At 71.6% G+C, this 26506-nt stretch carries 22 protein-coding genes and 2 pseudogenes; 12 read left to right on the top strand and 12 right to left on the bottom strand.

Annotated elements, in window-relative coordinates; all coding sequences use genetic code 11:
* Positions 1-38: 38 nt before the first annotated feature.
* On the bottom strand, positions 39-1034 hold the full coding sequence (locus ACXKR8_RS03805; RefSeq protein ID WP_458271473.1) for an NAD-dependent protein deacetylase: 996 nt from the start codon (positions 1032-1034) through the stop codon (positions 39-41).
* Between the two features lie 333 nt (positions 1035-1367).
* Here ACXKR8_RS03805 and ACXKR8_RS03800 point away from each other — a divergent pair, with 333 nt between their 5' ends.
* On the top strand, positions 1368-2411 hold the full coding sequence (locus tag ACXKR8_RS03800; protein ID WP_458271472.1) for an alpha/beta fold hydrolase: 1044 nt from the start codon (positions 1368-1370) through the stop codon (positions 2409-2411).
* A gap of 274 nt (positions 2412-2685) precedes the next feature.
* Here ACXKR8_RS03800 and ACXKR8_RS03795 read toward each other — a convergent pair whose 3' ends face one another.
* Positions 2686-2949, bottom strand: a complete 264-nt coding sequence (locus ACXKR8_RS03795; RefSeq protein ID WP_458271471.1) for a hypothetical protein — start codon at positions 2947-2949, stop codon at positions 2686-2688.
* A 632-nt stretch (positions 2950-3581) separates the two neighbouring features.
* Here ACXKR8_RS03795 and ACXKR8_RS03790 point away from each other — a divergent pair.
* Complete coding sequence (locus tag ACXKR8_RS03790; protein WP_458271470.1) at positions 3582-3986, top strand: type II toxin-antitoxin system PemK/MazF family toxin; 405 nt, start codon at positions 3582-3584, stop codon at positions 3984-3986.
* Positions 3987-4102: 116 nt separating this feature from the next.
* Here the strand turns inward: ACXKR8_RS03790 and ACXKR8_RS03785 are convergent, their stop codons facing one another.
* The gene (locus tag ACXKR8_RS03785; protein ID WP_458271469.1) at positions 4103-5281 is read right to left on the bottom strand and encodes a tyrosine-protein phosphatase; all 1179 of its coding nucleotides are present in this window, start codon (positions 5279-5281) and stop codon (positions 4103-4105) included.
* 537 nt (positions 5282-5818) lie between these two features.
* Between ACXKR8_RS03785 and ACXKR8_RS03780 the strand changes: the two genes are divergently transcribed.
* The 5 genes from ACXKR8_RS03780 to ACXKR8_RS03760 all read left to right on the top strand — a co-directional run bounded on the left by ACXKR8_RS03780 (position 5819) and on the right by ACXKR8_RS03760 (position 12726).
* On the top strand, positions 5819-6829 hold the full coding sequence (locus ACXKR8_RS03780; RefSeq protein ID WP_458271468.1) for a LacI family DNA-binding transcriptional regulator: 1011 nt from the start codon (positions 5819-5821) through the stop codon (positions 6827-6829).
* A gap of 379 nt (positions 6830-7208) precedes the next feature.
* Positions 7209-8789 carry an ABC transporter substrate-binding protein gene (locus ACXKR8_RS03775; protein ID WP_458271467.1) on the top strand — a complete coding sequence of 527 codons (1581 nt, stop codon included), beginning with the start codon at positions 7209-7211 and terminating at the stop codon, positions 8787-8789.
* A 60-nt stretch (positions 8790-8849) separates the two neighbouring features.
* Positions 8850-9797, top strand: a complete 948-nt coding sequence (locus ACXKR8_RS03770) for an ABC transporter permease (protein ID WP_458271466.1) — start codon at positions 8850-8852, stop codon at positions 9795-9797.
* A gap of 8 nt (positions 9798-9805) precedes the next feature.
* The gene (locus tag ACXKR8_RS03765; RefSeq protein WP_458271465.1) at positions 9806-11764 is read left to right on the top strand and encodes a dipeptide/oligopeptide/nickel ABC transporter permease/ATP-binding protein; all 1959 of its coding nucleotides are present in this window, start codon (positions 9806-9808) and stop codon (positions 11762-11764) included.
* On the top strand, positions 11761-12726 hold the full coding sequence (locus tag ACXKR8_RS03760; RefSeq protein ID WP_458271464.1) for an ABC transporter ATP-binding protein: 966 nt from the start codon (positions 11761-11763) through the stop codon (positions 12724-12726). The genes ACXKR8_RS03765 and ACXKR8_RS03760 overlap by 4 nt, the downstream gene beginning before the upstream one ends.
* Positions 12727-12816: 90 nt before the next feature.
* On the opposite strand, the gene ACXKR8_RS03755 is transcribed toward ACXKR8_RS03760, so the two are convergent.
* On the bottom strand, positions 12817-13269 hold the full coding sequence (locus tag ACXKR8_RS03755) for a peptidoglycan-binding domain-containing protein (protein ID WP_458271463.1): 453 nt from the start codon (positions 13267-13269) through the stop codon (positions 12817-12819).
* A 244-nt stretch (positions 13270-13513) separates the two neighbouring features.
* On the opposite strand from ACXKR8_RS03755, the gene ACXKR8_RS03750 reads away from it, so the two are divergent.
* Positions 13514-14374, top strand: coding sequence for a helix-turn-helix domain-containing protein (locus tag ACXKR8_RS03750; RefSeq protein ID WP_458271462.1), 861 nt, complete (start codon positions 13514-13516; stop codon positions 14372-14374).
* Between the two features lie 46 nt (positions 14375-14420).
* On the opposite strand, the gene ACXKR8_RS03745 is transcribed toward ACXKR8_RS03750, so the two are convergent.
* Complete coding sequence (locus ACXKR8_RS03745) at positions 14421-15383, bottom strand: zinc-binding dehydrogenase (RefSeq protein WP_458271461.1); 963 nt, start codon at positions 15381-15383, stop codon at positions 14421-14423.
* Between the two features lie 83 nt (positions 15384-15466).
* Between ACXKR8_RS03745 and ACXKR8_RS03740 the strand changes: the two genes are divergently transcribed.
* On the top strand, positions 15467-16096 hold the full coding sequence (locus ACXKR8_RS03740) for a TetR/AcrR family transcriptional regulator (RefSeq protein ID WP_458271460.1): 630 nt from the start codon (positions 15467-15469) through the stop codon (positions 16094-16096).
* 18 nt (positions 16097-16114) lie between these two features.
* Here the strand turns inward: ACXKR8_RS03740 and ACXKR8_RS03735 are convergent, their stop codons facing one another.
* The 5 genes and pseudogenes from ACXKR8_RS03735 to ACXKR8_RS03715 all read right to left on the bottom strand — a co-directional run bounded on the left by ACXKR8_RS03735 (position 16115) and on the right by ACXKR8_RS03715 (position 20654).
* Complete coding sequence (locus ACXKR8_RS03735) at positions 16115-17017, bottom strand: NADP-dependent oxidoreductase (protein ID WP_458271459.1); 903 nt, start codon at positions 17015-17017, stop codon at positions 16115-16117.
* A 104-nt stretch (positions 17018-17121) separates the two neighbouring features.
* The gene (locus tag ACXKR8_RS03730; protein ID WP_458271458.1) at positions 17122-17676 is read right to left on the bottom strand and encodes a cysteine hydrolase family protein; all 555 of its coding nucleotides are present in this window, start codon (positions 17674-17676) and stop codon (positions 17122-17124) included.
* Positions 17673-19111 (bottom strand): annotated as a pseudogene (locus tag ACXKR8_RS03725) (MFS transporter). The gene ACXKR8_RS03730 and the pseudogene ACXKR8_RS03725 overlap by 4 nt, the downstream one beginning before the upstream one ends.
* Before the next feature lie 56 nt (positions 19112-19167).
* Positions 19168-19626, bottom strand: coding sequence for a MarR family winged helix-turn-helix transcriptional regulator (locus ACXKR8_RS03720; protein WP_458271457.1), 459 nt, complete (start codon positions 19624-19626; stop codon positions 19168-19170).
* A 65-nt stretch (positions 19627-19691) separates the two neighbouring features.
* On the bottom strand, positions 19692-20654 hold the full coding sequence (locus ACXKR8_RS03715) for a zinc-binding dehydrogenase (protein WP_458271456.1): 963 nt from the start codon (positions 20652-20654) through the stop codon (positions 19692-19694).
* 82 nt (positions 20655-20736) lie between these two features.
* On the opposite strand from ACXKR8_RS03715, the gene ACXKR8_RS03710 reads away from it, so the two are divergent.
* Positions 20737-21315: a TetR/AcrR family transcriptional regulator gene (locus ACXKR8_RS03710; protein WP_458271455.1), complete on the top strand. Its 579-nt coding sequence runs from the start codon at positions 20737-20739 to the stop codon at positions 21313-21315.
* On the opposite strand, the gene ACXKR8_RS03705 is transcribed toward ACXKR8_RS03710, so the two are convergent.
* Both ACXKR8_RS03705 and ACXKR8_RS03700 read right to left on the bottom strand, forming a co-directional pair.
* A complete protein-coding gene (locus ACXKR8_RS03705) occupies positions 21209-21646 on the bottom strand; it encodes an STAS domain-containing protein (RefSeq protein WP_462100308.1) in 438 nt (145 codons plus the stop codon). The genes ACXKR8_RS03710 and ACXKR8_RS03705 overlap by 107 nt on opposite strands.
* Positions 21646-25825, bottom strand: a pseudogene (locus tag ACXKR8_RS03700) (SpoIIE family protein phosphatase). Before ACXKR8_RS03700 ends, ACXKR8_RS03705 begins: the two are co-directional and overlap by 1 nt.
* 147 nt (positions 25826-25972) lie before the next feature.
* On the opposite strand from ACXKR8_RS03700, the gene ACXKR8_RS03695 reads away from it, so the two are divergent.
* Positions 25973-26110: a hypothetical protein gene (locus ACXKR8_RS03695; protein WP_458271452.1), complete on the top strand. Its 138-nt coding sequence runs from the start codon at positions 25973-25975 to the stop codon at positions 26108-26110.
* Complete coding sequence (locus tag ACXKR8_RS03690; RefSeq protein ID WP_458271451.1) at positions 26107-26463, top strand: STAS domain-containing protein; 357 nt, start codon at positions 26107-26109, stop codon at positions 26461-26463. The genes ACXKR8_RS03695 and ACXKR8_RS03690 overlap by 4 nt, the downstream gene beginning before the upstream one ends.
* Positions 26464-26506: the final 43 nt, after the last annotated feature.

Here is a 26506-nt window from a genome sequence, read left to right as displayed (position 1 = left end):
GTGTCGTCCGGCTGCCGGGCGCTGTCATCCGGCCCGGATCAGTCGGGAAGCAGGCCCTCCACGGGAGCCGCCGACGAGGCCGCGCTCGCGCCCGACCCCTGGGCCAGCGTGGTCAGCGCCTCGCCCAGCGGCAGGTCCACTCGGACGCCCGCGTGCTCGTCCCCGCGGGTCGGGCCGTGGTTCACGATCGCCACCGGCAGCCCGACCTTGGCCGCGCGGCGGACGAAGCGCAGCCCGGACATGACGGTCAGTGAGGAGCCCAGCACCAGCAGCGCGCTGGCTGCGCCGACCAGATCGAAGCAGTGGTCGACCCGGGCCCTCGGCACGTTCTCGCCGAAGAACACCACGTCCGGCTTGAGTATCCCGCCGCAGGCCAGGCAGGGGACCACGCGGAAGGCGTGCACCAGTTCCGGTGCCAGATCCACATCGCCGTCGGGGTTGGCCTGGGCCCCGGCGGCCTCCAGTCGACCGTTGGCCTCGTGCAGCCGCTGGTCCAGCTCCTCGCGGGGGGAGAGCTGGCCGCAGCCCAGGCAGATCACCCGGTCCAGGCCGCCGTGCAGCTCGACCGCGTCGGCGGTGCCGGCCGCCTGGTGCAGGCCGTCCACGTTCTGGGTGATCACCGCGCCGACACTGCCGCAGGCCCGCAGCGCCTGCACCGCGTGGTGGCCGGCGTTCGGCTCGGCCCGGGCGATGGTGCGCCAGCCGACGTGGCTGCGCGCCCAGTAACGGCGGCGACCCGCCTCGTCGGACACGAACTCCTGATACGTCATCGGTGTGTGCCGGCGCAGGCTGCCGGTCGCCCCGCGGTAGTCGGGGATGCCGGACTCGGTGGACAGCCCGGCCCCGCTCAGCACCGTCACCCCCCCCCGGGCGAGCAGGTCGCGGATCCGGGCCAGGCCCTCGGCGGGAGGAACAGCGGGAGCGGGTGCGACGGCGGACGGCCCGCCCGCGACGGTTGCGACGCCGGACGGCCCGCCCGCGACGGCTGCGGGCAGGTCGGCGAAGGGCCGGTCGACCATGGGACGGATGCGCATGCCTGCCAGCGTACGACTGCGGCTGCTGCTCCCGGCGCGGGAGCTTCGCCCGGACGACCAGTGCGGCCTGCCCGGCGGCGACTTCGGGGCGGGTCGTCCGGGGCGGCGAATGTCTGGTCAGCTTGTGATTACACGTGTTACCTTCAAAGCGCGCAAGGAGCCTGTTCCAGGCGTGGATCCCGGAGTCCGGGGCCGGATCGGGCCCCTGTAGCCCGGGCCGGTCCCTGCAACAGCCACGGCTCGGCATTGGGCGCGCCATGCGAGCCGTGGCCCCGACCCAGGTCCTTCGGACCACCGGTCCTCCGGACCAACCGACCCTTCCGAGGAGCCGCCGTGACGCAGCAGACGCAACCAACGCAACCGACTCAGCAGGTGCAGCAGGATCCCGACACGTCCTGGCCGCCGGCTCCCTTCCTCCCGCCCCCGCCGCCCGAGACGGCCGACGACGGCACGCGCCGCTTCGAGGGAGTCACCTACGCCAGGAGCTTCGGCTACCGGCCCCGTCTCCTCGACGTCCACGTCCCGCCCGGTCAGGCGGCCGCACCGGCGGTGGTGTGGATCCACGGCGGCGGATGGATGGACGGCGACCGCCGCTACCCGCCGCCCACCGTCCCCGCCGAGCTGCTGTTCGGCTCGATCCTCGCAGCCGGGCTGGCAGTGGTGCGGATCGACTACCGGCACAGCCTGGAGTCCCCGTTCCCGGCCCAGCTGCACGACGTCAAGGCGGCGATCCGCTACGTCCGCAACTTCGCCGGGATCCTCGGCATCGACGCCGCCCGCATCGGCGTCTGGGGTGAGTCGGCCGGAGGCCACCTCGCGGCGCTCGCCGCGCTCACGGCGCCCGGCGTCGACGGCGGCCGACTCGACGGCGCCGAGGGCGTCGCCACGGGCGACACCGCGGTTCTGGCCGCGGTCGACTGGTACGGGGTCTCGGACATCATCGCCGCGGCAGGCGCCCTCTCGGAGCTCCCGACGTTCGCGGGGCTCGAGATCGCCGACATCCCGGCAGCTACCGGCACCGCGGCGACCGGCGCCCCGGCGGCGACCGACATCCCGGCGATGGCCGACCCGTTCACTGCCCTGCTTGGCGCTTCGCCCGCCGATCGGCCGGACCTCGCCGCCGCGGCCAGCCCGGTCAGCTACACACCGCCGGTCGTCCCACCGTTCCTGCTGATCCACGGCACAGAGGACAGGCTGGTGCCGTACACCCAAAGCGAGTTGCTGGCCGACCACCTCCGGGCCCAGGGCGCCGACGTCGAGCTGGTTCCGGTGCCCGGCGCCGACCACATCTTCCTCGGCTCGCCGGACATCGGTCCGATCGTGGCGCGCAGCGTGGCGTTCCTCGCCCATCACCTGGCGGCCGCACCCCGGAGCTGACGGTCCAGTTCCCGCAGCAGTTGCCGACGACTGGAGCCGCCTGCGCCCCGCGGGGGAGGGCACGGGCGGCTCGGGTCGTTCCGGCTGCGACTTGGGCCGACCGGTGATGGGGTCTGCGAAAACGGCCAGGGCTGCTCTCGATTCCCCACATGGTTGCGGTTTCAACGAGAGCCGGAGTCGCCCGATTGTCGAGGAGCCGTGGAAGGCCCTGGACTACCTGCGCCCTGACGACACCCTGGTCCTCGTCTGCGCGACGCAGGGTGATCGTCAGGTGTCATCCGGCGCAGTAGCCGCCGCCGGAGTTGTTCTGTGAGCCGCCGTCGCTGAAGGTGTGGCTGGCGCCGGAGATGTAGCAGGCGTGGGGGCCGTAGCTGAGGCCGCCGGCCTGGTCGATCTGGGCGACCTGCTGGTCCACGCGGGGGTAGAAGGCCTTCGGGGCGGCGTAGGCGGTGCCGTTGGGGTCCTTGTCATTGGTCACGACCTGGGAGGTCGTGTAGCCGCCGGCTGCGGTCTCGTTGAAGGGCACGTAGCCGAACATCTCGCTGTTCTCGTCCTCCAGGTAGATGCGGCCCTCGACGTGGGCGTCCAGCCAGGTGGCGCCGGTTGTGGGGTTGCTGGCTTCGCGGGTGCGACCTTGTGTGGGGTCGCAGCCTGCCGGGCCCGGTGCCGGTCCTCGCGCCCCGCGGTGGCGTCCGTTCCGTTCGCCGTTCCGGTGTTCCCCGGTTGGCGATGGCTACAGCTTCGCCTCCGGGTCTATACGATCTCTGTTCGAGCCGGCTCCGAGAGCGGACACGATCGTCAACGGCACCCCGTCAAGGGCGCCCTGGGCGTCGCTACGCGATGGGCTCCGCCCACCCTGGACAGTCCGCCCCACCCGCATGGACGGCGTAGGCTGCTCGATCCGGTCCGGGTGAGCGACGATCACGCAGACAGTAGGCCAAGTACCAACTTCCGGGCCCGGCAACGGGATTCCACCCGCGTGAACCGTCCCGCTATCCGGCTCATCAGGCCCTCGAACACTTCCTGCCAACGGGCGGGGTCTACGCTGTGAACTGCGGCCCCTGAATGATCGTTTGTCTCCACACGCCGATGATCAACGGTGGTCGCACCCGTCTCCACAGCGCGTCAGGGTCGCGCAGCGTCTGCCTGCCGTCCTGTATCGGAGGACTTGTGCAACGTGGCGAAGTCTGGTGGGTTCAGTTCGACGAGCGGAGATTGGTCGTACTGCTGTCGGGAGAGGACACGTCCGGGATTCGGGTGATGCAGGTCGTCACCCCGGCGGGCGTCGACATCAGCGGTCTGGGCATCGAAGTGAGGGTGGGCGCCGGTGAAGGACTGCCGTTCGAAGGCGTGCTGCGGCTCGCGTTCCCGCGTCCAGGCTTCACCCCGTGCACATGGCTGACCACTGTGTCCCGGGACGATCTGATAGAGCGGGAGGCCGTCCTGTCCTCCGCGAAGCTCAGCGAGATTGACGACGCCCTCCGACTCGCTGAACAAGCGCAGGAGCGGACCCCGGCAACGACCGCGAAGCTCAGCGGGATAAGGGACGCCCTCCGTCTCGGTGAACTCGGGTAAACGAAGAAGAAGCCGACGCCCGCGACAGCGTGGGTGATCTCGGGCGAGATATTCCACGCTGGCCACCTGCCGCCCCAGCGCCCCTCACCATCGAGATCACGATCTACGGCTGGAGCCTAGGAGGATGGCCGGAGCAGTCGGGCGCGCAGCGCGTCCAGGGTGTGCCGGTCCAGGCCCAGTCCCCGGGTGAGGTAGCCGTCCATGGATCCGTACTGCTGCTTGACCTCGGCGAACGCGGTGTCCAGGTTGGAGCTCTGGACGGTGAGCAGCGGAATGATCAGCGAGGCGTCGTAGCCGGCCTGGGTCAGCACCGCTTCCAGGGAGGCGTTGGAGGCGGCGAGTTCCGGGTTGGAGAGCAGGAAGTCGGAGTAGACCTGGCTTCGCGGGACGCCGAGTGCGGTGAGCAGGACGGCGCTCATCCAGCCGGTGCGGTCCTTGCCCGCACTGCAGTGGAACAGCAGAGCGGAACTGCCGCCGTTGGCGATAGCCCTGAGTGCGGTGCCGAACTGCTGCCGGTCCGCCCCGGAGGTGACGAACTGCTGGTACAGGTGCTGCATGTCGGCGGCTGCCTGCCCGTTGCCGAAGAGCGCGGCGAACTGGGCCGGAGTGAGCGAGCCGAGGGAGCCTCCGGCGTCGCCGGTGTCGATCGGCAGCTTCACGTCGGCGACGCCGGCCGGCAGGCGGTCCGCGCCGTTCGCCGCTATCTCGGCCGGGCTGCGGAAGTCGATGACCTCGCGCAGGCCGAGGCCGGCCAGCACGGTGTCTCCGGCGGGGGTGACGCCGCCGAGGCTCGCGGCTCTGAACACGGTGCCCCAGCGGACCTGTCGGCCGTCCCTGGTGGTGTAGCCGCCGAGGTCGCGGACGTTGTCGGCGCCCGGGACAGCGATGTCGCGCACGGCGGTCTCCGTGCCCACCGCAGCGTTGTCCGGGGCCAGTTCGAAGTACCAGCGCTGGGCTGGATCGAGCCCGCTGACGACCGCGGAGCCGCTCGTCCCGTGAACGGAGACGGCAGCCACCCGTCGGCCGAGGGCGCGCGGATCCAGTGGCCGGATGGAGGCGTAGACGGTCACCCGGCGCACCCCCGGATGCTGCGTCCAGCTGAGCCGGAACGCGCCGGTGGAGCGGTCGAGCACGGCCGAGGCGTCGGTGAGCTGCTGCCCGGAGTGCAGCGCGGCGGAGCTGCCGGCCACGGTGGCGGGGGCGGCCCAGGCGGGGGAGACCGCCAGCGGGACGGACCCGAGGCAGGCCGTCAGCACGGTCGCGGTGATGAGGGCGTGCGTGGAACGGGAGGGCATGGCGTGGGGCCTTCCGTGAGGTCGTTCGGCGGGGTGGGAGGGTGCGCGGGCGGGGCCGGGCGGTGCGGTGGGGTGGGGCCTCAGTCTCGGCCCCGGCCCTGGCTGGGGCGGTGGTGGGAGGCGGGGCGGGCCGGGGCGGTGGTGGAGGCGAAGCGGTGGTGGAAGGCGGCCACGCCAGAGCTCCCGGGGTGCGGGGCGCGGCGTGGGGACACGAGGGTGCCGAGGGGTGGCCAACGGTGATAACACGTGTAACTGGATGTCTAACACCCTTTGTCGCCGTACACCAGGGTCCGCATGAAGTTGCTGACGAGGGAGCCGCACCCGGCGGCCCGTCCGCCGGCCCCGTCCGGTGGCCCTGGCGGGTGGTCCCGGGGGCGGCGGGGCCACCCGGGGCCGGCCGAACGGCGGCCGGTCTCGACTGCCGCCCCCACCTGCGCAGACGGCCGCTGCCGCGGCTCCGGTCGGCACCCGTCGGCGCGTGTAACGTTGACCTTGATCCGATCTGCCGATCCGATCCCGGGATTGATCAAGGAAGTCATGGCCGCCGACAGAACTGCCCTGCCGTCACCCGTCACCAGCGCCGATGTGGCACGCCTGGCGGGGGTGTCCCGGGCCACGGTGTCCTTCGTGCTCAACAACACCCAGGGCCACCGGGTCAGTGACACCACACGTGACCGGGTCCTGGCCTCCGCCGAGCGGCTGGGCTACGTCCCGCACGCCGCGGCGCGCACCCTGCGCGCCGGGCGCAGCGACCTGGTCCTGCTGCCGGTGTCGACCTCGGCCCTCGGCCGTCTGGTGAGCGACTGGCTGGACGATCTGCACAGTGAGCTGGACCGTCACGGCTACACGGTGGTGCTCCACGCCGGTCGTTTCCCGGACGCCGTCAGCGGCGCCCGGGCCTGGGCCGAGCTGCGCCCGGCGGCGGTGCTTGCCCTGGACGGCGAGCACTTCACCGGGCAGGCCGCCGAGCTGCTGCGACGTGCCGGGATCCGTGCGCTGATGGCGGTCGCGCCGCAGCCGATCCCCGGGGTCCACACGCTGTCGTTCGACCATGCCGGGATCGGCGCCACCGCTGTCCGGCATCTGATCGCACGGGGTCGGCGCAGCATCGGCGTGATCATGCCGCAGGAACGCGGCCTGAACACCTTCGCCGAGCCGCGCCTGGCCGGGGCGCGAGGCGTCGCGGCCGCGCAGATGGCGACGGTGACGCCGGTGGACCTGGCCTACTCCCTGGAGTCCGCCGCCAAGCTGGCCCGGCGCTGGCCGGATCTCGGTCTGGACGCGCTGTTCGCCTACAACGACGAGTACGCGGCGCTGCTGATCCACGCCTTCCAGGACGCGGGCATCGACATCCCGGCCCAGGTCGCCGTGGTCGGGGCGGACGACCTGCTGCAGGGCCGTCTGCAGCGCCCTGAGCTCAGCTCCATCCGCCTTGAGCTGCCCACGGCCGGGCGCGTCGCCGACACCATTCACCAGCTGATCGAGCACGGGACGGCGCCGATGCTGCCGCCTGCGGACTTCACCCTGGTCCACCGGCAGTCCTCGTAGGGTCCTCGTGGGGCGGGGCCTCGACGCCCCGACGCCCCGCCCCCGACGCCGGGGCGGCAAGGCGAGCGGGAAATCCGGATCCGTCCGGTGAGGGCTCTTGTCGCCGTGGGGGTCGATGCGCAACACTGCGTCACGTGCTGATGGTTACACGTGTTATCGGCGACGCACGCCACCACCGGCTGAGCTTGGAGCCGTGTGTGCTTCCCGACGCCGGAAGCCGCAGGCGGTGGGCGGTCCACCCACAACCGCTGAGCTGCTGAGACTCCGAGCCGCCGCGCTGCCGAACCTCCGAGCCGACCGCTTGATCCATCCGGGAGCGGCCATCGTCAACCGCCCCGGCCCGCCTCGTCTGTGTTCCGTCCGAACGAGAGAAGATGCGATGTCCCAGAGGTACAAGAGACCTGTTGCCGGCGCGCTGCTGCGCACGCTGGCCGTTGCCGCGTCGGTCGCCCTGACGGCGAGCGCGTGCGGCGGATCGTCCTCGGGGGGCTCCGGGGGCTCGGTCGGCACCGGGGGAACGCTCACCGTCGCGTCCATGAGCCCGCCGGCCAGCCTGGACCCGGCGAAGGCGAACGTCGGCACCGACAACTGGTACGTCAACCTCGCCTACGACACGCTGCTGCGATTGGGCCCGAACGGGCAGATGGAGCCCGACCTGGCCACCAAGTGGGGCTATGTCGGCACCGGCAACAAGGTCTTCGACCTCACCATCCGGCAGGGGGTCACGTTCGCCGACGGGACTCCGCTGACCGCCCAGGCCGTGGCCGCCTCGCTGGAATACGTACGCAAGAGCGGGCTGAACGTGTCGTGGACCTCGGCGATCAGCTCGGTCACCGCCACCGGCCCGAACACGGTGAGGATTCAGTGCGCCACGCCGAACCCGGTGCTGCCAGGCCTGATGGACCAGGTCTCACTGATGGGGTCGGTGATCAGTCCGGCCGGGCTGGCCGACCCGTCGAAGATGGGGACCCAGTCCTTCGGCGCGGGCCCCTACGTGCTGGACGCGGCGCACACGGTGGCGGGGGACCACTACACCTACACCCCCAACCCCGGCTACTGGGACAAGTCGAGGATCCACTGGAAGCAGGTGGTGATCAAGGTCGTCTCCAACCCCAACTCCGCGCTTCAGGCGGTCCAGACCGGCCAGGCCGACGCTGTCGACATCTCCGCGAACCAGGTCCCCACCGCAGTGTCGGCGGGGCTGAAGGTGACGTCCGCACCGGTGGCGTTCATGGGCGTCAACCTGGCGGACCGGAGCGGGACGGTGGCCAAGCCGCTGGCCAGCCTGCAGGTCCGGCAGGCCCTGAACTACGCGGTGGACCGGGCCTCCATCGCCAAGGCGCTGTTCCAGCAGTACGGCGCGCCGACGGACGAGATCTCCATCCCCGGCCAGGACGGCTACGCCCCCGACGGCGAGAACCAGTACCCCTACGACCCGGCCAAGGCCAAGCAGTTGCTGGCCGCGGCGGGCTACCCCAACGGCTTCTCGCTGAAGGTCGAGACGCAGCAGGGCGTCGGCATAGACCTGTTGACGCAGGCCGTGCTCCAGGACTGGAAGCAGATCGGCGTCACCACCCAGGTCACCACTGACACCACCATCGGCCAGTGGCTGTCCAACGCGGTCTCCCGCAAGTTCCCGGCCCTGGGATTCGGCTACGGGGCGGCGCCCGCCTACCAGCTCTCGCTGGACTGGATGCTGCCGCACGCCACCGCGTTCAACCCCTTCGCCACCTCGGATCCCACCCTCACCGCGATGCTGGCCAAGGCCGCCGCGGCGCCCGCCGCCGAGCAGCCCGCGCTGGACCAGGCCGCCATGCGGTACGTCGTCGGCCAGGCCTGGTTCGTCTCGGTCGCCCGCATCGACGGGATCGTCGCCTACCGCGGCAGCAAGGTCACCGGATTCGACGTCAACGCCAAGAACTTCCTCCCGGACATCGCCTGGACCGTCGCCCCCAAGTGACAGCGGCCCGGTGTTCCCGCTCCCGCTTCCACACCCATTCCCACTCCCAAGGAGGTGAGCATGGCCGTGTTCCGGATGGTCCTCCGCCGTCTGCTGTCATCGATACCACTGCTGTTCGTCGTCTCCGCTCTCACCTTCGTGCTGGTCTCGCTGGTGCCGGGGGATCCGGCCCGCACCATCGCCGGTGAGCACGCCACCGTCGAGCAGTACACCGCGGTGCGCGAGCAGATGGGCCTGAACCAGCCGCTGCCGGTGCAGTACTGGCACTGGCTGGTCAAGGCCCTGCACGGCAACCTCGGCTCCTCCCTGTTCAGCGGGGAGCAGGTGACCTCGCTGCTGGGCAACCGGCTGCCGGTGTCGCTTTCGCTGATCATCTCCGGCACCGTGGTGTCCGGGATCCTCGGGGTGGCGCTGGGGCTGTTCAGCGCCCGCCGCGGCGGCTTCATGGTGAAACTGGTGGACGGCCTGTCGCTGTTCGGGCTGGGGGTGCCCCCGTTCTGGCTGGCCCTGGTCCTGGTCGAGCTGTTCGCGGTCCGGCTGCGCTGGTTCCCGGCCATCGGCTACGTGCCGCTGGCCACCGACCCGGCCCAGTGGGCGCGGTCGCTGGTGCTGCCCGTGGTCTCGCTGAGCGTGGGCACGATCGCCATCATCGCCAAGCAGACCCGGGACTCGGTCCTCGACACCTTCAACAAGGACTTCATCAGGGTGATGCAGGCCAACGGCTTCTCGCAGCGCTCCATCCTCTACCGGCACGTGCTGAAGAACGCGGCCATCCCGGTGGTGACCGTGCTCGGCGTGGTCTTCGTCAGCCTGCTGGCGGCCACCGTGTTCGTGGAGACGGTCTTCGCCATGCCCGGGCTCGGGCTGCTGATCCAGCAGGCCACGCTGCAGCACGACATCCCCATCATCCAAGGAGCGGTCTTGTACATCACCCTGCTGGTGGTGCTGGCCAACCTGCTGGTCGACCTCGCCTACGGCCTGCTCGACCCCCGGGTGCGTGCCGCATGAAGGAACCCGTGACCGACCCCGTGACCGACCCCGTGACCGACCCCGTGACCGGACCTGCGGCTGAGTCCGCGAGCCGTCCGGTGAAGCGGCCGAGCCTCGCCCGACGGGTCCTCCGCCGTCCGGCCGCCGTCGCGTCGACGGTCTGGCTGGGCCTGGTCCTGGTGACCTCCGTGGGTGCCCCGGTGTTCGCACCGCACGGGGCGCTGGACCAGGACCTGACCCAGGTCCTGGCGAACCCCTCGGCCGACCACCTGCTGGGCACCGACGAACTGGGCCGCGACATCCTCAGCCGGCTGCTGTACGGGGGGCAGAGCACGCTGCTGGGCGTGGTCGAGGCGCTGCTGGTGTTCCTGGTCCTCGGCGTCTTCTTCGGACTGGCGGCCGGCTACCTGGGCGGCTGGGTGGACTGGGTGGTGACCCGCACCGCCGAGCTGATGTTCGCCCTGCCCGGCATCATCATCGTGCTGGTCGTGCTCTCGGTGTTCTCGCACAACCTGTCGGCCGCGATGATCACCTTCGGGATCCTCGGCTCACCGGGCCTGGTCCGCCTGCTCCGCGCGCAGACCCTGAGCGTGCGCGAGGAACTGTACGTCGCCGCCGCGCGGGTCTCCGGGCTCTCCCGCACCCAGATCCTGCGGCGGCACATCCTGCCGCGGACGATCAGCATGGTGATCGTCCAAGCGGCGCTGTTCTCCGCCATCGTGGTCACCATCCAGGCCGGCCTCGGCTTCCTCGGCTTCGGCGTGCAGGCGCCGAACCCCAGCTGGGGCGGCCTGGTCGCCGACGCCTCCAATGTCATCGACCGTGATCCGTGGATGCTGGTGCCGGCCGGCGTCCCGCTGGTGCTGACCGTGATCGCGCTGGGTCTGCTGGGCGACGCCATCAGGGACTCCGCCATCGAGAACTGGTCGGTCTCCAAGCTGGCCGCACCACCGGCGGCGGCCCGGGTCACCGCCGGGTCCACCGGAGCGGAGGTGACCGCCGCCGACCCGGACGCGCTGCTGTCGGTCCGCGGGCTGTCGATCGAGATCGCCGGGATGCCGGTGGTCCAGGAGGTGAGCTTCGACCTGATGCCTGGTCAGACCCTGGGCGTGGTAGGGGAGTCGGGTTGCGGGAAGTCCGTGACCGCCCTCGGCATCCTGGGCCTGGTGCCCGGTGGGGGGCGGATCAGCGGCGGCCGGTGCGTGTTCGAGGGCAGGGACCTGGCCGCCCTGTCGCCGGCCGAACTGGCGGGGGTCCGCGGCAGCGGCATCGCCTTCGTCTCGCAGGAGCCGATGGTGGCCCTCGACCCCACCTTCACCGTCGCCGGCCAACTCGCGGAGGCGGTACGGCGGCACCGCGGCGGCACCAGGAGGGCTGCCCGGGCCCGGGTGCTGGAACTGCTCGGCATGGTCAACATCCCCGATCCGGCCGCCGTGGCCGGGCGCTACCCGCACCAGCTGTCGGGCGGCATGGCCCAGCGGGTCGCCATCGCGCTGGCCCTGGCCGGAGCACCGCGGCTGCTCATCGCCGACGAACCCACCACCGCCCTGGACGTGACCGTCCAGGCCGAGATCCTGGGGCTGCTCCGCAAGCTGCAGGACGAGACCGGGATGTCGGTGCTGATCGTCACCCACGACTGGGGTGTGGTGGCGGACCTGTGCCGACAGGCCGTGGTGATGTACGCGGGCCAGGTCGTCGAGTACGCCGACGTCGGCTCCCTCTTCCACCGGCCCTACCACCCCTACACCCAGGGGCTGCTGGCAGCGAACCCGCACCTGGCGGTGGAGGGCGAACCGCTGCCCACCATCGCCGGCACCGTGCCCGCGCCCAGCGACTGGCCCGCGGGCTGCCGGTTCACCGACCGCTGCCCCTACGCGACCGTCGAGTGCTCGGCCGCTCCGGTCGCGCTGACCGAACCGGCCGCCGACCGGCTCAGCCGGTGCCTGCACAGCGATCAGCTCGTCCTGGAAGGCGGCCGCAGATGACGACCCTCGACGTGCACGACCTCACCGTGGAGTTCCGCCAGGGCCGGCGGAACCCGCCGCTGCGCGCGGTGGACGGGGTGTCCCTGGAGATCGGCGCGGGAGAGACCCTGGGGCTGGTCGGCGAGTCCGGCTCCGGCAAGTCCACCCTCGGCCGGGCGATCCTCGGACTGACCCGGGCGACCTCCGGATCCGTCCGGTTCGACGGCGGCGACATCACCCACGCGGGCCTGCGCCGGCGGCGCGAGCTCAGCTCCCGGATGCAGGCGGTGTTCCAGGACCCGTACAGCTCGCTCAACCCCACCCGCACCATCGGCCAGACCCTCGCCGAACCGCTGCTGGTCCACCGCAGGCTCGACCGGGCCGAGACCGGCGCCCAGGTCCGGGCGATGCTGGACCGGGTCGGGATGCCCGGCGACACCGCCGACCGCTACCCCAGCCAGTTCTCCGGCGGCCAGCGGCAGCGCATCGCCATCGCCCGCGCGCTGATGCTCTCACCCGACCTGGTGATCTGCGACGAACCGGTCAGCGCCCTGGACCTGTCCATCCAGGCCCAGGTGATGAACCTGCTGGGCGATCTGCAGCGGGAGTTGCGGCTCAGCTACCTGTTCATCGCGCACGACCTGGCCGTGGTCCGGCACCTGTCCCACCGCATCGTGGTCCTCTACCGGGGACAGGTGATGGAGAGCGGTCCCGCCGCCCAGGTCTACGGGCATCCCGGACACCCCTACACCGAGGCCCTGCTCGCCGCCGCGCCGGTGCCCGACCCCGAGCACCAGCGGGTCCGCCGGACCGCACGGGCTGTCACCACCCTGGCCCCGCCCAACCCCGGCGGCTGTCCCTTCGCCCACCGCTGCCCGCACGCGGTCGACCTCTGCCGTGCCGAGCGACCCGTCCTGGGTCCCGCCGCCGGAGGCGCGACCGTCGCCTGCCACCGCTACGCCGAACTCCACCCCGCACCGTAGGAGTCCGCGTCCGGCGGGCCACCCGGCTGAGCCTGGTCGGACAGCCGAACCGGCTGCCCGACCAGGCCCACGACAACGCCACGGGCTGCCTCAGCAGCCGGTGGCGTTGTAGTTCGAGAACGCGGCCCTGGTCGCCGATCCGGCGACGCCGTCGACGGCGCCGGCGTTGAAGCCGAGGGCGTTCAGGAAGCGCTGCAGCGCCTTGATGGTGTTGGATCCGACGCTCCCGTCGACCGTGCCGGCGTTGTAGCCCCAGGCGTTGAGCATCCGCTGCGCCGCCTTCCAGCTGTTGGTGCCCAGTTGCCCGTCGACGGTGCCGGCGTTGAAGCCCCAGGCGTTCAGACAGCTCTGCCAGTTCTTGGCCCTGGCCGTGCTCAGGCCGAGGTTGTTCACCGCGAGGGGGACGAGCTGCGGACTGCTGACCGCGGGCTCGGCGGCCGACTGCGGGGCCGCGAAGCCCGCGGTCGCGCCCGCCAGACTCCCCGCGGCAATCGCGACGACGGCCGTCGTGGTGGCGAGCGCCCTTGTCAGAGAAGATCGCATGGCTTCCTCTTTCCGATCGGATGGGTGGGGCCTTGGACGCGACCGCCGTCACCGGCCGTCCGCGCTGCGCCCAGCCTTGCCGAGGTGCCGCTGCCGGAGCTTGTACGAATGCGACCTATCGCTCACGGCGCCTGAACGGCCCATGGCGCCTGAATCAGGCCAAGTTCCCGGCGGCTGTGTCTCCTGACGGCCGCACCGCCTACGATCCTTGCCATGTTCACGTCGACCTACGGGGGATCGACCCATGTACATGCACCAACTGCTCGAACGGCCCGCCGCCCATGAGTTGCGCGGCAAGGTCCTGGGCTATCGCGGCTTCCACTTCCATGCGATCGAGCCACGGCGCAGGCTGCTGGTCCCCGATGGCGTGGTGAAGGTGATGCTGGGCTTCGGCGACCCGCTCCGGGTGCTGGACTCCTGCGACCCGACCCGTGCCTGGAGCGGGACCTCCCTGGCCAGCGGCGCCCGGACCACCGGCGCGATCGGCGAGCACACCGGTCTCATCCACGGGGTGACCGTCCTGCTCAGCCCGCTCGCCGCCTACCGGCTGTTCGGGGTGCCGATGTCCGAATGGGCGGAGCTGTCCGTGCCCCCCGAGGACCTTCGCCGCCTGCCGTGGGCAGAGCTGCCCGAGCGGCTGGCGCAACTCCCGGACTGGCACAGCCGCTTCGCCCTGCTGGACCGCGTGTTGGGTACGGCCCTCGACTCGGGCCCCGCGGTCAGCCCGGAGGTGACCTGGGCCTGGCGCACCTTGCAGGGGACCTGCGGACGGATCCGGGTGGAGGAACTCGCGGCGCAGACCGGCTGGAACCGCCGCCACCTCGAGCGCCGCTTCCGCGGCCAGACCGGGCTGACGCCGAAGGGGGCGGCGCAGGTGATGCGGCTACAGGCGGCGCTGCGGCTGAAGGAGGCCGGCGCCAGCTGGGCCGATGCCTCGACCCAGGCCGGGTACTACGATCAACCGCACTTCGACCGGGTGTTCAAGACGATGACCGGCCGCACGCCGAGCGCCTTCCAGTCGGAGCGGATGGCGGCGTCCCCGCACGACGCCCAGGACTTCGTACGAGGACAGGTGACCAGCGCCATCCTCGCCCGCGCGACCTGACCTCCGCACCAAAATCCCAGGGGCGGTCGGTCAGGGGGTCATGGGGTCATGGGGTCAGTACGATCCTGCCGAACACTTCGCCGGCGTCCATCTTCGTGTGGGCGAGCACGGCCTGCTCCAGCGGCAGCACCTGGTGGACCACGAGCGGGAGTTCGCCGCGCGCCGCGGCGTCGAACTGTGCGGTCCGCACGGCCCGCCGATCGGGTTCGGCCACGGTGTCGGCGCTGAAGGTGGCGAAGGACAGCGACTTCTGGAACGCCGCCATCAGTGTCACGCCGAAGTCGGCCGGTGGCTGGCCCGCGACGATGCCGACGACGACCATGCGGCCGTTCGGCTTGAGCCTGCCGAGGAACGAGGGCATGTCCGCACCGGCGACGATGTCGATGATGACGTCGTAGCCGGAGGGGGCGTCCTGACCTCCCTCGCCGGAGCGGTCCAGCACATGGGTTGCGCCGAGCGAGCGCAGGCGGTCGCCGCGCTCGGCCGACGAGGTGGTGACCGCCACGGCGCCGGCGCCGCCGCGGGCGGCGAGGTGGACCGTCAGGATGCCGATGCCGCCGGCCGCACCGCGAACCAGCACCGACTCGCCCGGGGCGACGTGGGCATGGGCGAGGGCGAAGTGCGCCACCACCCCGGAACTGCCGAGGGTCACCGCGTCGACGGCGGACAGGGCCGCCGGAAGGGGGAGGATCTCGGCGACCGGGGCGATCGCCAGTTCGGTGTAGCCGCCGCCCAGGCCGGTGAAGGCCCACACCCGCCGGCCCACCCATGAGGCGTCCACCCCGCTGCCGACCGCGACCACGGTGCCCGCCACCTCGCTGCCGAGGATGTGCCCCTCCTTGAATCCGTAGCCGGCCAGGACGCCGCTGCGGATCACGGCGTCGACGCCCCCCACCCCGATCGCCTCGGTGGCGATCAGCACCTGTCCGGCGGTCGGGACCGGGACAGGGAGATCGATCACAGCAAGTCCGTCGGGACTTCCGAAAGTGCGGACCTCGACTGCCTTCATCGTCGCCTCCTGGTTCGTTGATCAGCGCTCTTCCGTATCGGACGTTAACGGACGCCCCCGTCCGCCTGGGTAAAGTGAGAGCGGTGACCGACCGTTTGCCTCACACCCTGCGTTCCGACGCCCTGGACAACCGCCGGCGCATCCTCGATGCGGCCAGGGCGGTCTTCGCCGCCGAAGGCCTGGACGTGCCGATACGGGAGATCGCCCGGCGTGCGGCGGTCGGCCCCGCCACCTTGTACCGCCACTTCCCGACCAAGGAGACGCTGGCCGTCGAGGCCTTCCGGGAGCAGATGCACGCCTGCCACGCGATTGTCGACGAAGGGCTCGTCGATCCGGACCCCTGGCACGGTTTCTGCCTCGTGTTCGAAAGAATCTGCGCACTCCACGCACGGGACCGGGGCTTCACCGCGGCCTTCATGTCGGCCTTCCCCCGCGCGATGGACTTCGCCGCGGAGCGTGCTTACGCACTCACCTCCATCACCGCACTCGCCCGCCGGGCCAAGGAAGCCGGCCGCCTGCGCCCCGACTTCGTCCTGGACGACCTGATTCTCATGCTCATGGCCAACAACGGCATCGAGGCGACCCCGCTGGCCACCCGGGCCGAGGCATCCCGGCGCTTCGCCGCGTTCGCGGTCCAGGCTTTCCAGGCCGCCCCGAATGGCTCGAACGGCCCCAACGGCTCAAACGGCCCGCTGGCAGAGCCACTCGCCTGAGCGCCCGACGCGGTCGGGTCAGCCGACCAGGAGGACCAGCTTCCCGCGTGCATGGCCGTCCTCGCCGGCGCGGTGCGCCTGCGCGATCTCGCTGAGCGGGAAGGTCTGCGCGACCGGGAGCGAGAAGCGCCCGGTCTCGGTCAGTTCGCCGATCTCGGCGAGGGCGTGCAGCGCGCGGCCGCTGTCCCCGCGGCTGAACCTCACCCCGTGCTGCTGCGCGCCGGCGAAGTCGGCGAGCGTCACGACCTGGTCCGGGCCGCCCGCGAGCGTGATCAGCTCGGGCAGGATGCCGCTGCCGGCGACGTCGAGCGCCAAGTCGACGCCGTCGGGCGCGATCGCGTGAACCCGTTCGGCGAGGCCCTCGCCGTAGGCGACGGGCTCGGCGCCCAGCGAGCGGAGGTAGTCGTGGTTCGCGGGACTGGCGGTGCCGATCACCCGCGCGCCGCGGGCGACGGCGAGCTGGACCGCGGCGCTGCCGACGCTTCCCGAGGCGCCGCTGACGAGCAGTCTGCTGCCGCTTTCGACGCCGAGCTGGTCGAGCGCGCGGGTGGCCGTCTCGACGGCGGCCGGCAGCGCGGCAGCGCCGGGGAAGTCCAGCGAGGGCGGGATCGGCGCGTAGGAGGACAGCACCGCCAGCTCGGCCTGGGCCGCCCCCTCGCTGGAGAAGCCGAACACGCGATCGCCGACGGCCACGTCCGCGACGCCCTCGCCGAGCAGGTCGACGACGCCCGCCGCCTCGTAGCCCAGGGTCTGCGGGAGCTCCTCGTCCATCAGACCCTGGCGCTTCTTCCAGTCGCTCGCGTTGACGCCGGCCGCGCGCACCGCGATCCGGATCTCACCGGGACCCGGATGCGGATCGGGGAGATCCACGATCTCCAGGACCTCAGGGCCCCCGAATCGGCTGAAGCGGGCTGCTTTCATGGTTCGCTCCGGTCTCGGCCCCGAGGTGTCGCACGTGCGGCGTGCTCGACGGACAACGTACGCCACGGGCGGTGTCCTGCTGGTCCTGCGACGAACCGGGCGTGTCAGCCGAGGCCGGAGATCCAGGCGTCGACGGTGGTGACCTCGGCCTGGCGCGGGAAGACCTTCTCGGTGAGCACCCGGTGGACCTCGGGGTCGGCGTCGCCGCAGCCGTCGGCCAGGACGGTGAGCCGGTAGTCCAGGTCGGCGGCCTGGCGGAGGGTGGACAGCACGACGCCGCTGGTGGCGAGACCGGTCAGGACCAGCCGGCCGATGCCGCCGCCGCGTAGCACCAACTCGAGGTCGCTGCCGGCGAAGGCGCTGACGCGCTTCTTGGTGACGATGCTCTCGCCGGGGCGGGGCGCCAGGTCGGGGTGGATGGCGGCGCCGGGGTCCCCGTCGGTGAAGGCTCCCTCGGGCAGCGCGCTGAACATCGGGCTGGACCTGGTCTCCGGGCGGCCGGGCCGGAAGCCGACGACCACGTACACCACCGGGATCCCCGCGGACCGGGCCGCGGCGACGGCGCGGGCGAGGCGGGTGGTGTAGTCGGGGTCGAGGTCGGTGAGGCGGGCGGTGATGGACTTCTGAACGTCCATCACGAGCAGGGCGGAGTCGGTCACGGTGCGTCCTTCGGCTGGGGTTCGGTCTGGGCTGGGCCGATACGGCGCAGCGAGCGGTCGGCGATGGTCACCGCGAGGAACAGGGCGCTGACGGCGAGCATGAACCAGGCCAGGTGGTGCAGGCCGCCGGTGTCGACGTGCTTGCCGAACACGGCGCCGGTGGCGGCGGAGGCGACGATGGCGCCGAGGTAGCCGAAGGTGCGCAGCAGCCCGGCGGAGGAGCCCATGCGTTCGGCGTCGGCCTGGTGGTAGACGGCGTTCTGCAGGGCGAGGCTGTTCAGGCCCTGCGGGACGCCGAGCACGAACACCACGGCCAGCAGCAGCCAGATGGGGCTGTCGGCGTGCAGGAGCAGCAGCAGGGCGCAGGCGGCGATCTGGCCGACGGCGCCGACCAGGAGCTTGCCGCGGACGGCCTGGCGTCGTCCGGTGAGGGTGGAGACGACGATCGCGACGGCGAACAGCGGGAGTTGTACCAGCCCGGCCTGGGAGGCGGACAGCCCGCGTCCCTCCTCGGTCCACTGGGTGTAGCCGTACAGGAAGGCGTAGGTGACGATGTAGCAGAGCAGGGCCCTGCCGTAGGTGGCGAGCAGCGGCAGGTTGCCGCCGAGGACGCGGACGTCGATGAAGGGCTCCGGCGCCCGTCGTTCACGCCAGGTGAAGCCGGCTGCCGCGGCGACGGCCAGGACCGGTAGGTACCAGTCGCCGCTTCCGGGGTTCATCAGGAACAGCAGCAGGCACACGAGCGCCGCGGAGAACAGGCCCATGCCCGGCAGGTCCAGCTCGCTCACCGGGTGGCGGCCGTTGTCGCGGCGGGTGGGCGGGGTCGCCGGGAGGCGGCGGGCGCCGAGGTACAGGCCGGCGATCGCGAGCGGGATGTTGACGGCGAGGGTCGCGCGCGCCAGCCGCCGACTCCGATCAGCAGGCCGCCGAGGCTGGGGCCGATGACGGCGATGGTCTGGGTGGTGATCGCCAGGGCGGTGAGGACGCCGGCCGGGCTCTCCTGGCCGGTGCGCCGGGCCTCGCTGCGGATGAGGTACATGGCCGCCGGATAGCCGGAGCAGGTGCCGAAGCCGAGCAGCACCCGTGCGGCGATCAGCACGCCGAGGTTGGGGGCGAGCATGCCCACCACCCCGGCGACGCCGGTCAGCGCCGTTCCGGCCAGGAACAGCCGGCGCGGCCCGAAGAGGTCGATCAGCCGTCCCATGACGGGTTGCCCGATGGCGGTGGCCAGGTAGAGGGCGGAGATCAGCCACGCGGTCTCGGAGGGCGGGGCGCCGAAGGCGGCGCCGATCGGCACCAAGGAGACGGAGATGATGGAGGAGTTGACCGGGTTGAGCGCCGACCCCAGCATCATCGGGGCCATCAGCCGACGGTCGAAGCCGTCCGCCGGTCCCTTGGGCTCCGGTCCCGTGGCCTCCGGTCCCTTGGCCGCCATGCCGGGGAACCGGCGGCGCAGGGGGCGGGTCGGCCCTGTTGGAACGGATCGTCCGGTCATGACCGGACGATCCGTTCCAACAGGGCCGTCGCGGCGAGGATGGTGCCCCGTTCCTCCTCGGTGCACTGGTCCTCCAGGGCGCGGGTGAGCCACCCCTCGGTCGCCCGGCGGCGGTCCTCGAGGAAGGCGTGCCCGCTGTCGGTGACGAAGACCAGTTGCCGACGGCCGTCCTCGGGGTCCGGACGGCGGGCGACCAGGCCGCGTTCCACCAGGATGCCGACGGTGGTCGCCACCGACTGGTGCCGGACGCGTTCGGCGGCGGCCAGGTCGCTGACCGAGGCCTCGCCGTCCTTGTCCAGCCGGCTGAGGACGGAGGTCTGGGACGGGGTGAGGTCGCCGGGGTCGTAGGTCTCGCGCATCCGGCGTCTCAGCCGGCTGTAGACCACCCGGACCTCGCGGGCGGCGCGCGCGGCCGATTCGGACACGCCGTCGGCCGGAGCAGTGCTCTCGTTCATACAATCAGGCTAGCTTGCGCAGTCTGGACTGCGCAACTAAGGCTGTGAATCTGCGGACGGCGGGTTCAGGGAATCAGGACGATCCTGCCGAACACGTCGCCAGCGTCCATCCTGGCGTGGGCGAGCGCGGCTTGCTCCAGTGGCAGCACCTGGTGGACCACGAGGGGTAGATCGCCGCGGGCTGCGGTGTCGAACTGTGCGGTCCGCACGGTACGGCGATCGGGTTCGGCCACGGTGTCGGTGCTGAAGGTGGCGAACGACGTCGACTTCTGGAACGCCGCCATCAGCGTCATGCCGAAGTCGGCCGGTGGCTGGCCTGCGACGATGCCGACGACGACCATGCGGCCGTTCGGCTTGAGCCTGCCGAGGAACGAGGGCATGTCCGCACCGGCGACGATGTCGATGATGACGTCGTACCCGGAGGGGGCGTCCTGGCCCCCCTCGCCGGAGCGGTCCAGTACGTGGGTGGCGCCGAGGGTGCGCAGGCGGTCGCCGCGCCCGGCCGAGGAGGTGGTGACCGCCACCGCGCCGGCGCCGCCGCGGGCGGCGAGGTGGACCGTCAGGATGCCGATGCTGCCGGCCGCACCGCGTACCAGCACCGACTCACCAGGGGCGAAGCGGGCATGGGCGAGGGCGAAGTGGGCCACCACCCCGGAGCTGCCCAGCGTCACGGCGTCGACGGCGGACAGGCCTGCCGGGAGGGGGAGGACCTCTGCGACCGGGGCGATCGCCAGTTCGGTGTAGCCGCCGCCCAGGCCGGTGAAGGCCCACACGCGCCGGCCGACCCATGAGGTGTCCACCTCGCTGCCGACCGCGACCACGGTGCCCGCCACCTCGCTGCCGAGGATGTGCCCCTCCTTGAATCCGTAGCCGGCCAGGACGCCGCTGCGGATCACGGCGTCGACGCCCCCGACGCCGATCGCCTCGGTGGCGATCAGCACCTGTCCGGAGGTCGGGACCGGGACAGGGAGATCGATCACGGCAAGACCGTCGGGACTTCCGAATGTGCGGACCTCGACTGCCTTCATCGTCGCCTCCTCGTTGTGGATCAGTGCTCTCTCGTATCGGACGTTAACGGACGCCTCCGTCCGCTTGGGTAAAGTGAGAGCGGTGACCGACCGTTTGCCTCACACCCTGCGTTCCGACGCCCTGGACAACCGCCGGCGCATCCTCGATGCGGCCAGGGCGGTCTTCGCGGCCGAAGGCCTGGACGTGCCGATACGGGAGATCGCCCGGCGCGCCGCGGTCGGCCCCGCCACCTTGTACCGCCACTTCCCCACCAAGGAGGTGCTGGCCGTCGAGGCCTTCCGGGAGCAGATGCACGCCTGCCACGCGATCGTCGACGAAGGGCTCGCCGAGCCGGACCCGTGGCGCGGCTTCTGCCTGGTATTCGAAAGGATCTGTGAACTCCACGCCCGGGACCGTGGCTTCACCGCGGCCTTCATATCGGCCTTCCCCCGCGCGATGGACTTCGCCGCGGAGCGCGCCTACGCGCTCACGTCCATCACCGCGCTCGCCCGCCGGGCCAAGGAAGCCGGTCGGCTGCGCCCCGACTTCGTCCTGGAGGACCTGATCCTGATGCTCATGGCCAACAACGGCATCGAGGCGACCCCCCTGGCCACCCGGGCCGAGGCATCCCGGCGCTTCGCCTCGCTCGCGGTCCATGCCTTCCAGGCCGACGCTGATTAGCGGCGGTCAGGGTTTCGCCGGCGTTAGTCGGGCCGGGGGCGGGTTCGGTCCGGTGGACGGTGGCCAGGTCGGCGAGCCCGGAGACCTGCAGGACGGGAAGCAGCAGCGGGGGCGCGAGGAGTTCGAGGCGGTCGGCGTGGGCGAACAGGACGCTCAGGCCGGCGCTGTCGAGGTAGTCGACGGAGGTCAGGTCGAGAACGAGAGGACCGGTCGCGCTGTCGAGGGCGGCGGCCAGGTCCGCGGTGTTGCTCATGTCGATCTCACCGGCGACCCGCAGCAGCGCGGTGCCGTCCGGCCGGTGGTCAGGGGTGAGGATCAGCTGTGCGGTCATCAGGAAATCCTCGTAGACATGTCGACAGTGGTACCGGTTGTGCCCGGAGTGACGGTGACCTGTTGCATCATGGCGCGCATCAGGGTCAGGCCGCGGCCGCGGTGGGTGTTCTGCTCGGGACGGGGGGTTTTCCAACGACCTGTGTCGACCACGGTGAGGCGAAGACTGTCGACGAAGGCCTCGGCGCGTAGCCGGACGCTGTCGCCAGGGCTGTGGCGGTGCCCGTGTTCGATGGCGTTGGCACAGGCCTCACCGGCGGCCACCAGGACGCTCTGCAAGGTCTGCGGGGGGATCTGGCACTGGTCGAGCCACCCGCGCAGCGTGGTGCGCACGGTCGCGAGTTGGGCGGCTTCGGCGGGGAACGCCACCTCCAGCGGTGCGGGGTGACGGTACAGCAGCAGGGCGACGTCGTCGTCGTAGCCGTCGGTCGGGGACATGTGGGCCATGATCCGGGTGGCGAGGTCGTCGACGGCGGCGTACCGGCCTTCGTGGACGGCCGCGCTGGCCTGGTCGATGCCCGTGCTCAGCGAGTGGCGGCGGCGCTCCACCAGACCGTCGGTGTACAGCAGCAGGGTGGCGCGCGCGGGGATGCGGCATTCACCCTCGGGCCTGGGCCTACCGGGGCGTACCGCGAGGGGCAGCGAACGCCCTTCCTCCAGGAGGCTGGTGGTTCCGTCGGGGAGGGCCAGGATGCCCGGAGGGTGTCCTGCGCTGCTGTAGGCCAGGTGTCCGGTCCGGGAGTCGAGTACGCCGCAGAAGACCGTGGTGCACAGCGCGCCGGGGGTGCCGACCGCGAAGTGGTCCAGCGCCATCAGGGCCTGGGCCGGCCTCGCGTCCTGCAGCAGCAGCGCGCGGCACGCGCTGCGCAGTTGACCCATGACGCTGGCGGCCTGAAGACCGCGGCCGACGCAGTCGCCGACCACGATCCCGATGCGGCCGTCCGGCAGCGGGACGGTGTCGTACCAGTCGCCGCCCACCTCCAGGGGAGTGGTGGCGGGTTCGTAGCGGACCGCGAAGCCGTCGGGAAGGCGGGAGGGGCCGAGGATGGCGCGCTGGAGGGCGATGGAGGTCTCGCGCTCCTGGTCGATCTGGTGGGCCCGGATCAGACCCTGCGAGAGGTGTCCGGCGAGGAGTGAGAGCAGGAGCTGGTCCTCGCTGGTGAAGGGTCGGCGGTCGCCCAGGTCGATCCACAGGGCCATCGGGCCGTCGGGATGCTCCAGCAGGATGCCGGCACCGCTGTGGTCGGCTGCGGGTGTGAGCAGGGACTGCCGACGCAGTTCCACGAGGAATCGGCGGCGCTCGGACGTGAGCTGCTGCCAGGCCGGTGCCGCGGCGGTGGCGGTCAGCGTGGGTTCGTCGCCCCGGCCGAAGACGGCGGCCAGGACGTAGTCGGCGCCCCACAGCTCTTCCAGGGTGTCCAGGGCGCCGGTCAGCGCGTCGGTCAGGCTGGTCGCCCGGGACAGGCAGGTGCTCAGCGCGGCCAGCGCGCTGTCGCGCTGGATGGCGTAGTGCTCGGCGGTGACGTCCCGGAACGCTCCGACGATCACGTGCCGATCGGATTCGGGGTCCTGGACCTGGTTGAAGGTGACACTGACCCACAGCCGGTGGCCGTCGCGATGGGTGACCGGGATCGTGTGGCTTCCTCCGCTGCGGCCGAGCAGGTCGGCGAAGGCGTCGGCGAACTGCTGGTGGGCTTCGGGGGCGCTGGCGGCATCCGGCCACCACGGGTGGATCGGCGCGTAGGGCAGTCCTTCGGGTCCGTAGCCGAGGATGTCGGTGAAGGCGGCGTTGATCTCGATGACCGCGCCGTCCTCGTCGCAGATGAAGAAGGCCTCCTGGAGCGAGTCCACCAGCGCGGCGCGCCAGCGGGCATGGTGATTGCGCAGCCGGGCCAGGTCGATGCTCGCCTTCACCCGCGCGAGCAGTTCGGCCGCGATGAACGGCTTCACCAGGTAGTCGTCGGCCCCGGCCTGGAGGCCCTCGATGGCGGCCTCCTGCCCGGCTCGGGCGGACAGCAGCAGACGGGGACCGAGGCGGTCCGGGTGTCGGCGCGCAGTGCCGCCACCAGCGACAGGCCGTCCAGGCGGGGCATCATCACATCACTGACGACCAGGTCGGGCGTGGCGGCCCGGACGGTCTCCAGAGCCTCCTGGCCGTCCTTGACCGCGTGAACCCGGTATCCGGCGTCGGCCAGGATGCGGCTGAGGTAGTCGCGCATGTCGGCGTTGTCGTCGGCGACCAGGACCCCCGGTACCGGCGCTCCCCTCTCCGGGACCGGTACCGTCACGGCCTCCGTGCCGCCGCTGCGGTCTGTGCGTCCCGGTCGGCCTGTTCGTCCTGGTCGGTGGGCAACCAGCGCAGGGCCTCCTGCACGTAGGGGGAGGCGGAGTCGGAGACCACCGCGGTGTCTGCGGCGGGGGCCAGCGCCTCGGCCGGCAGATGAGCGGTTCCGAACGGCAGGCGGATGGCGAAGCTGGTGCCCGCGCCCTGGGTACTGGCGGCGGTGATGGTGCCGCCGTGCATGCCGATGAGTTCCTGCACCAGCGCCAGTCCGATGCCGCTGCCCTCGTTGGAGCGGGAGCGGGCGTTCTCGATGCGGTGGAACCGCTCGAACAGCCTGGGGAGCTCCTCGGCGGACACGCCGATGCCGGTGTCCGCCACGGTGATGACGGCGTGGGTCGGCTCCGCGCGCACCGAGACCCGGATCGAGCCCGCGAAGGTGAATTTCAGCGCGTTGCTGAGGAGGTTGAGGATCACCTTCTCCCAGAGACCGGGGTCGACGTGGACCGGTTCCGCCAGCGGAGGGCAGTCGACGACCAGGGAGAGGCCGGCCCGGGCGACGGCGGACCGGAAGACGCTGGCGAGCTCGGCGGTTGTCTCGGCGAGGTCGACCGGCTCGTACCGGGCCTGCATCCGGCCGGCTTCGATGCGGGAGAAGTCCAGCAGCGTGTTGACCAGTTTGCTCAGCCGCAGTCCGTTGCGGTGCATGACCTCCAGTTCCTCGCGCGCTCGCTCGTCCGTGTCCGCCAGGTGGCCGCGCAGTTCCTGGAGCGGCCCCATGATCAGCGTCAGCGGGGTGCGGAACTCGTGGCTGATGTTGGAGAAGAAGGTCGTCTTGGCGCGGTCCAGGTCGGCCAGTTCCTCCGCCCGCCGTTGCTGGGCCTGGTAACTGCGGGCGCTCGCGATCTCGGCCGCGATGTGCCCGGCGACCAGCTCGATGAATCCGCGGTACCCGTCGTCGAGCGGCCGGTACCGGTTCAGTGCGGCCACCAGGAACCCGTACGGGGCACTCCCGGGCTGCAGCAGCGGTACCAGCAGGGCCTGCTGCGGCGCCTCGGGCCACTGCCCGGTCGGCAGACCGGCGAACCGCGCACCGTCGAGCTCGACCAGCAGCGCTTCTCCCCGGCCGGGCTCGGCCACCGGCCACACCGCGTCCGCGTCCTTCGACAGCAGGGTCGGCGGAGCCGCAGGGTGCCCGGCGGCGATCCCGGTCGCTGTCGCCAGTCGGGCGGAGCCGTCCTCCTGGAACAGGTACGTCGCGGTGAACGGGAGGTCCTGCCGGTTGCGGTCGAGCTGCCGACCGGCGATGTCCAGAGTCTCCCGCTCGGTCCGCACGACGCTGAGATCGGAACCCAGATCCCGCAGGGTCGCCATCCGTCGCTCGCCGACAACTCGCTGGGTCTCCTCGCTGACCACGCACAGCATGCCCACCACCGCCCCGGAGTCGTCGCGCAGCGGGCTGTAGGAGAAGGTGTGGTAGGTCTCCTCCGAGTAGCCCGACCGTTCCAGGAACAGCAGCAGCGCTTCGTCCCAGGTCGCCGTTCCTCCGGCCAGCACCGCTTCGATCCGCGGTGCGATGTCGTCCCAGATCTCGGCCCACACCTCACTGGCCGGGCGGCCCAGCGCCCACGGGTACTTCCGGCCCAGGGTGTCGCGGCGATAGGCGTCGTTGCAGATGAAGGTCAGCTCCGGACCCCAGGCCATCCACATCGGGAACCGGGACGACAGCAGGATGCTCACGGCCGTCCGCAGGCTCTGCGGCCAGTCCGACGGCGGCCCGAGCGGGGTCGACTGCCAGTCCACCGCGTCGAGGTCCCGGCCGACGTGGGCGTCGGCGGCGAACACTCCGGCAGCTCCCGCCGCGGGGGGTTCGTACCCGGCTTCCTCCGACTGCCTCACTCGAGATCCTCTCGCTCGTCGTACGTCCGTGCCTGAGCCCCGGCAGCTCCAGTGCCCCACCAGCAGACCCCAGTGTCTCAGCCCCGTAGGATAAGCCGCTGTCCCAGCAGCGGACGTGCCGGGGCCGGGAACAGAGGGGCGACGACGGTGAAGGAGGACGCTCCATCCCGGTCCGACGACCTCCTCCGGACCGGTGGAGACCAGGTCGCCCGCGAGCCCACCGTGCTGCGCACCCTCCGCGTTCCGCCGCTCGACACCATCCCACCTGACCAGGAGAACCGGTGACCGACCCAGCTCTCAACGTCACCCGAGAGACCAGCCCCTCCGGCGACGTCGTGTTCACCCTGGCGGGCGAACTCGACTTCTCGACCTCGGGGCAATTCACGCGAGCCCTGAGCGACACCACGGTCGGTCCCACCACCGGGCTGGTGATCGACCTCTCGGACCTCGCCTACTGCGACTCCACCGGCATCACCGCGCTCATCACCGCCTACCAGCGGGCCGAGGCAGCCGGAGCCCCCCTGATACTCGCAGGAGTGGGCTCCGAACTCATGAGGGTCTTCCGCATCGTCGGCCTGGAACAGGTCTTCACCTTCCGCCCCTCCGTCCAGGACGGCATCGGCGACCTGCGTTCCTGACCACCGGGGTTCACACCTTCGCGCGCGTTCGGCCTTCTGGAAA

It is taken from the genome of Streptacidiphilus sp. PAMC 29251 (assembly GCF_054208735.2).
The sequence above is the reverse complement of the archived record's forward strand: the minus strand, read 5'-3'. Positions and strand labels throughout refer to the sequence as shown.

What these genes read in the sequence shown, in the direction of transcription:
- ACXKR8_RS03770 (WP_458271466.1), top strand. Translation starts at nt 8,850, where the DNA reads ATGGCCGTGTTCCGGATGGTCCTCCGCCGTCTGCTGTCATCGATACCA.
- ACXKR8_RS03750 (WP_458271462.1), top strand. Translation starts at nt 13,514, where the DNA reads ATGTACATGCACCAACTGCTCGAACGGCCCGCCGCCCATGAGTTGCGC.
- ACXKR8_RS03785 (WP_458271469.1), bottom strand. Translation starts at nt 5,281, where the DNA reads ATGCCCTCCCGTTCCACGCACGCCCTCATCACCGCGACCGTGCTGACG.
- ACXKR8_RS03780 (WP_458271468.1), top strand. Translation starts at nt 5,819, where the DNA reads ATGGCCGCCGACAGAACTGCCCTGCCGTCACCCGTCACCAGCGCCGAT.
- ACXKR8_RS03760 (WP_458271464.1), top strand. Translation starts at nt 11,761, where the DNA reads ATGACGACCCTCGACGTGCACGACCTCACCGTGGAGTTCCGCCAGGGC.
- ACXKR8_RS03775 (WP_458271467.1), top strand. Translation starts at nt 7,209, where the DNA reads ATGTCCCAGAGGTACAAGAGACCTGTTGCCGGCGCGCTGCTGCGCACG.
- ACXKR8_RS03795 (WP_458271471.1), bottom strand. Translation starts at nt 2,949, where the DNA reads ATGTTCGGCTACGTGCCCTTCAACGAGACCGCAGCCGGCGGCTACACG.
- ACXKR8_RS03805 (WP_458271473.1), bottom strand. Translation starts at nt 1,034, where the DNA reads ATGCGCATCCGTCCCATGGTCGACCGGCCCTTCGCCGACCTGCCCGCA.
- ACXKR8_RS03720 (WP_458271457.1), bottom strand. Translation starts at nt 19,626, where the DNA reads ATGAACGAGAGCACTGCTCCGGCCGACGGCGTGTCCGAATCGGCCGCG.
- ACXKR8_RS03735 (WP_458271459.1), bottom strand. Translation starts at nt 17,017, where the DNA reads ATGAAAGCAGCCCGCTTCAGCCGATTCGGGGGCCCTGAGGTCCTGGAG.
- ACXKR8_RS03705 (WP_462100308.1), bottom strand. Translation starts at nt 21,646, where the DNA reads ATGACCGCACAGCTGATCCTCACCCCTGACCACCGGCCGGACGGCACC.
- ACXKR8_RS03715 (WP_458271456.1), bottom strand. Translation starts at nt 20,654, where the DNA reads ATGAAGGCAGTCGAGGTCCGCACATTCGGAAGTCCCGACGGTCTTGCC.
- ACXKR8_RS03755 (WP_458271463.1), bottom strand. Translation starts at nt 13,269, where the DNA reads ATGCGATCTTCTCTGACAAGGGCGCTCGCCACCACGACGGCCGTCGTC.
- ACXKR8_RS03745 (WP_458271461.1), bottom strand. Translation starts at nt 15,383, where the DNA reads ATGAAGGCAGTCGAGGTCCGCACTTTCGGAAGTCCCGACGGACTTGCT.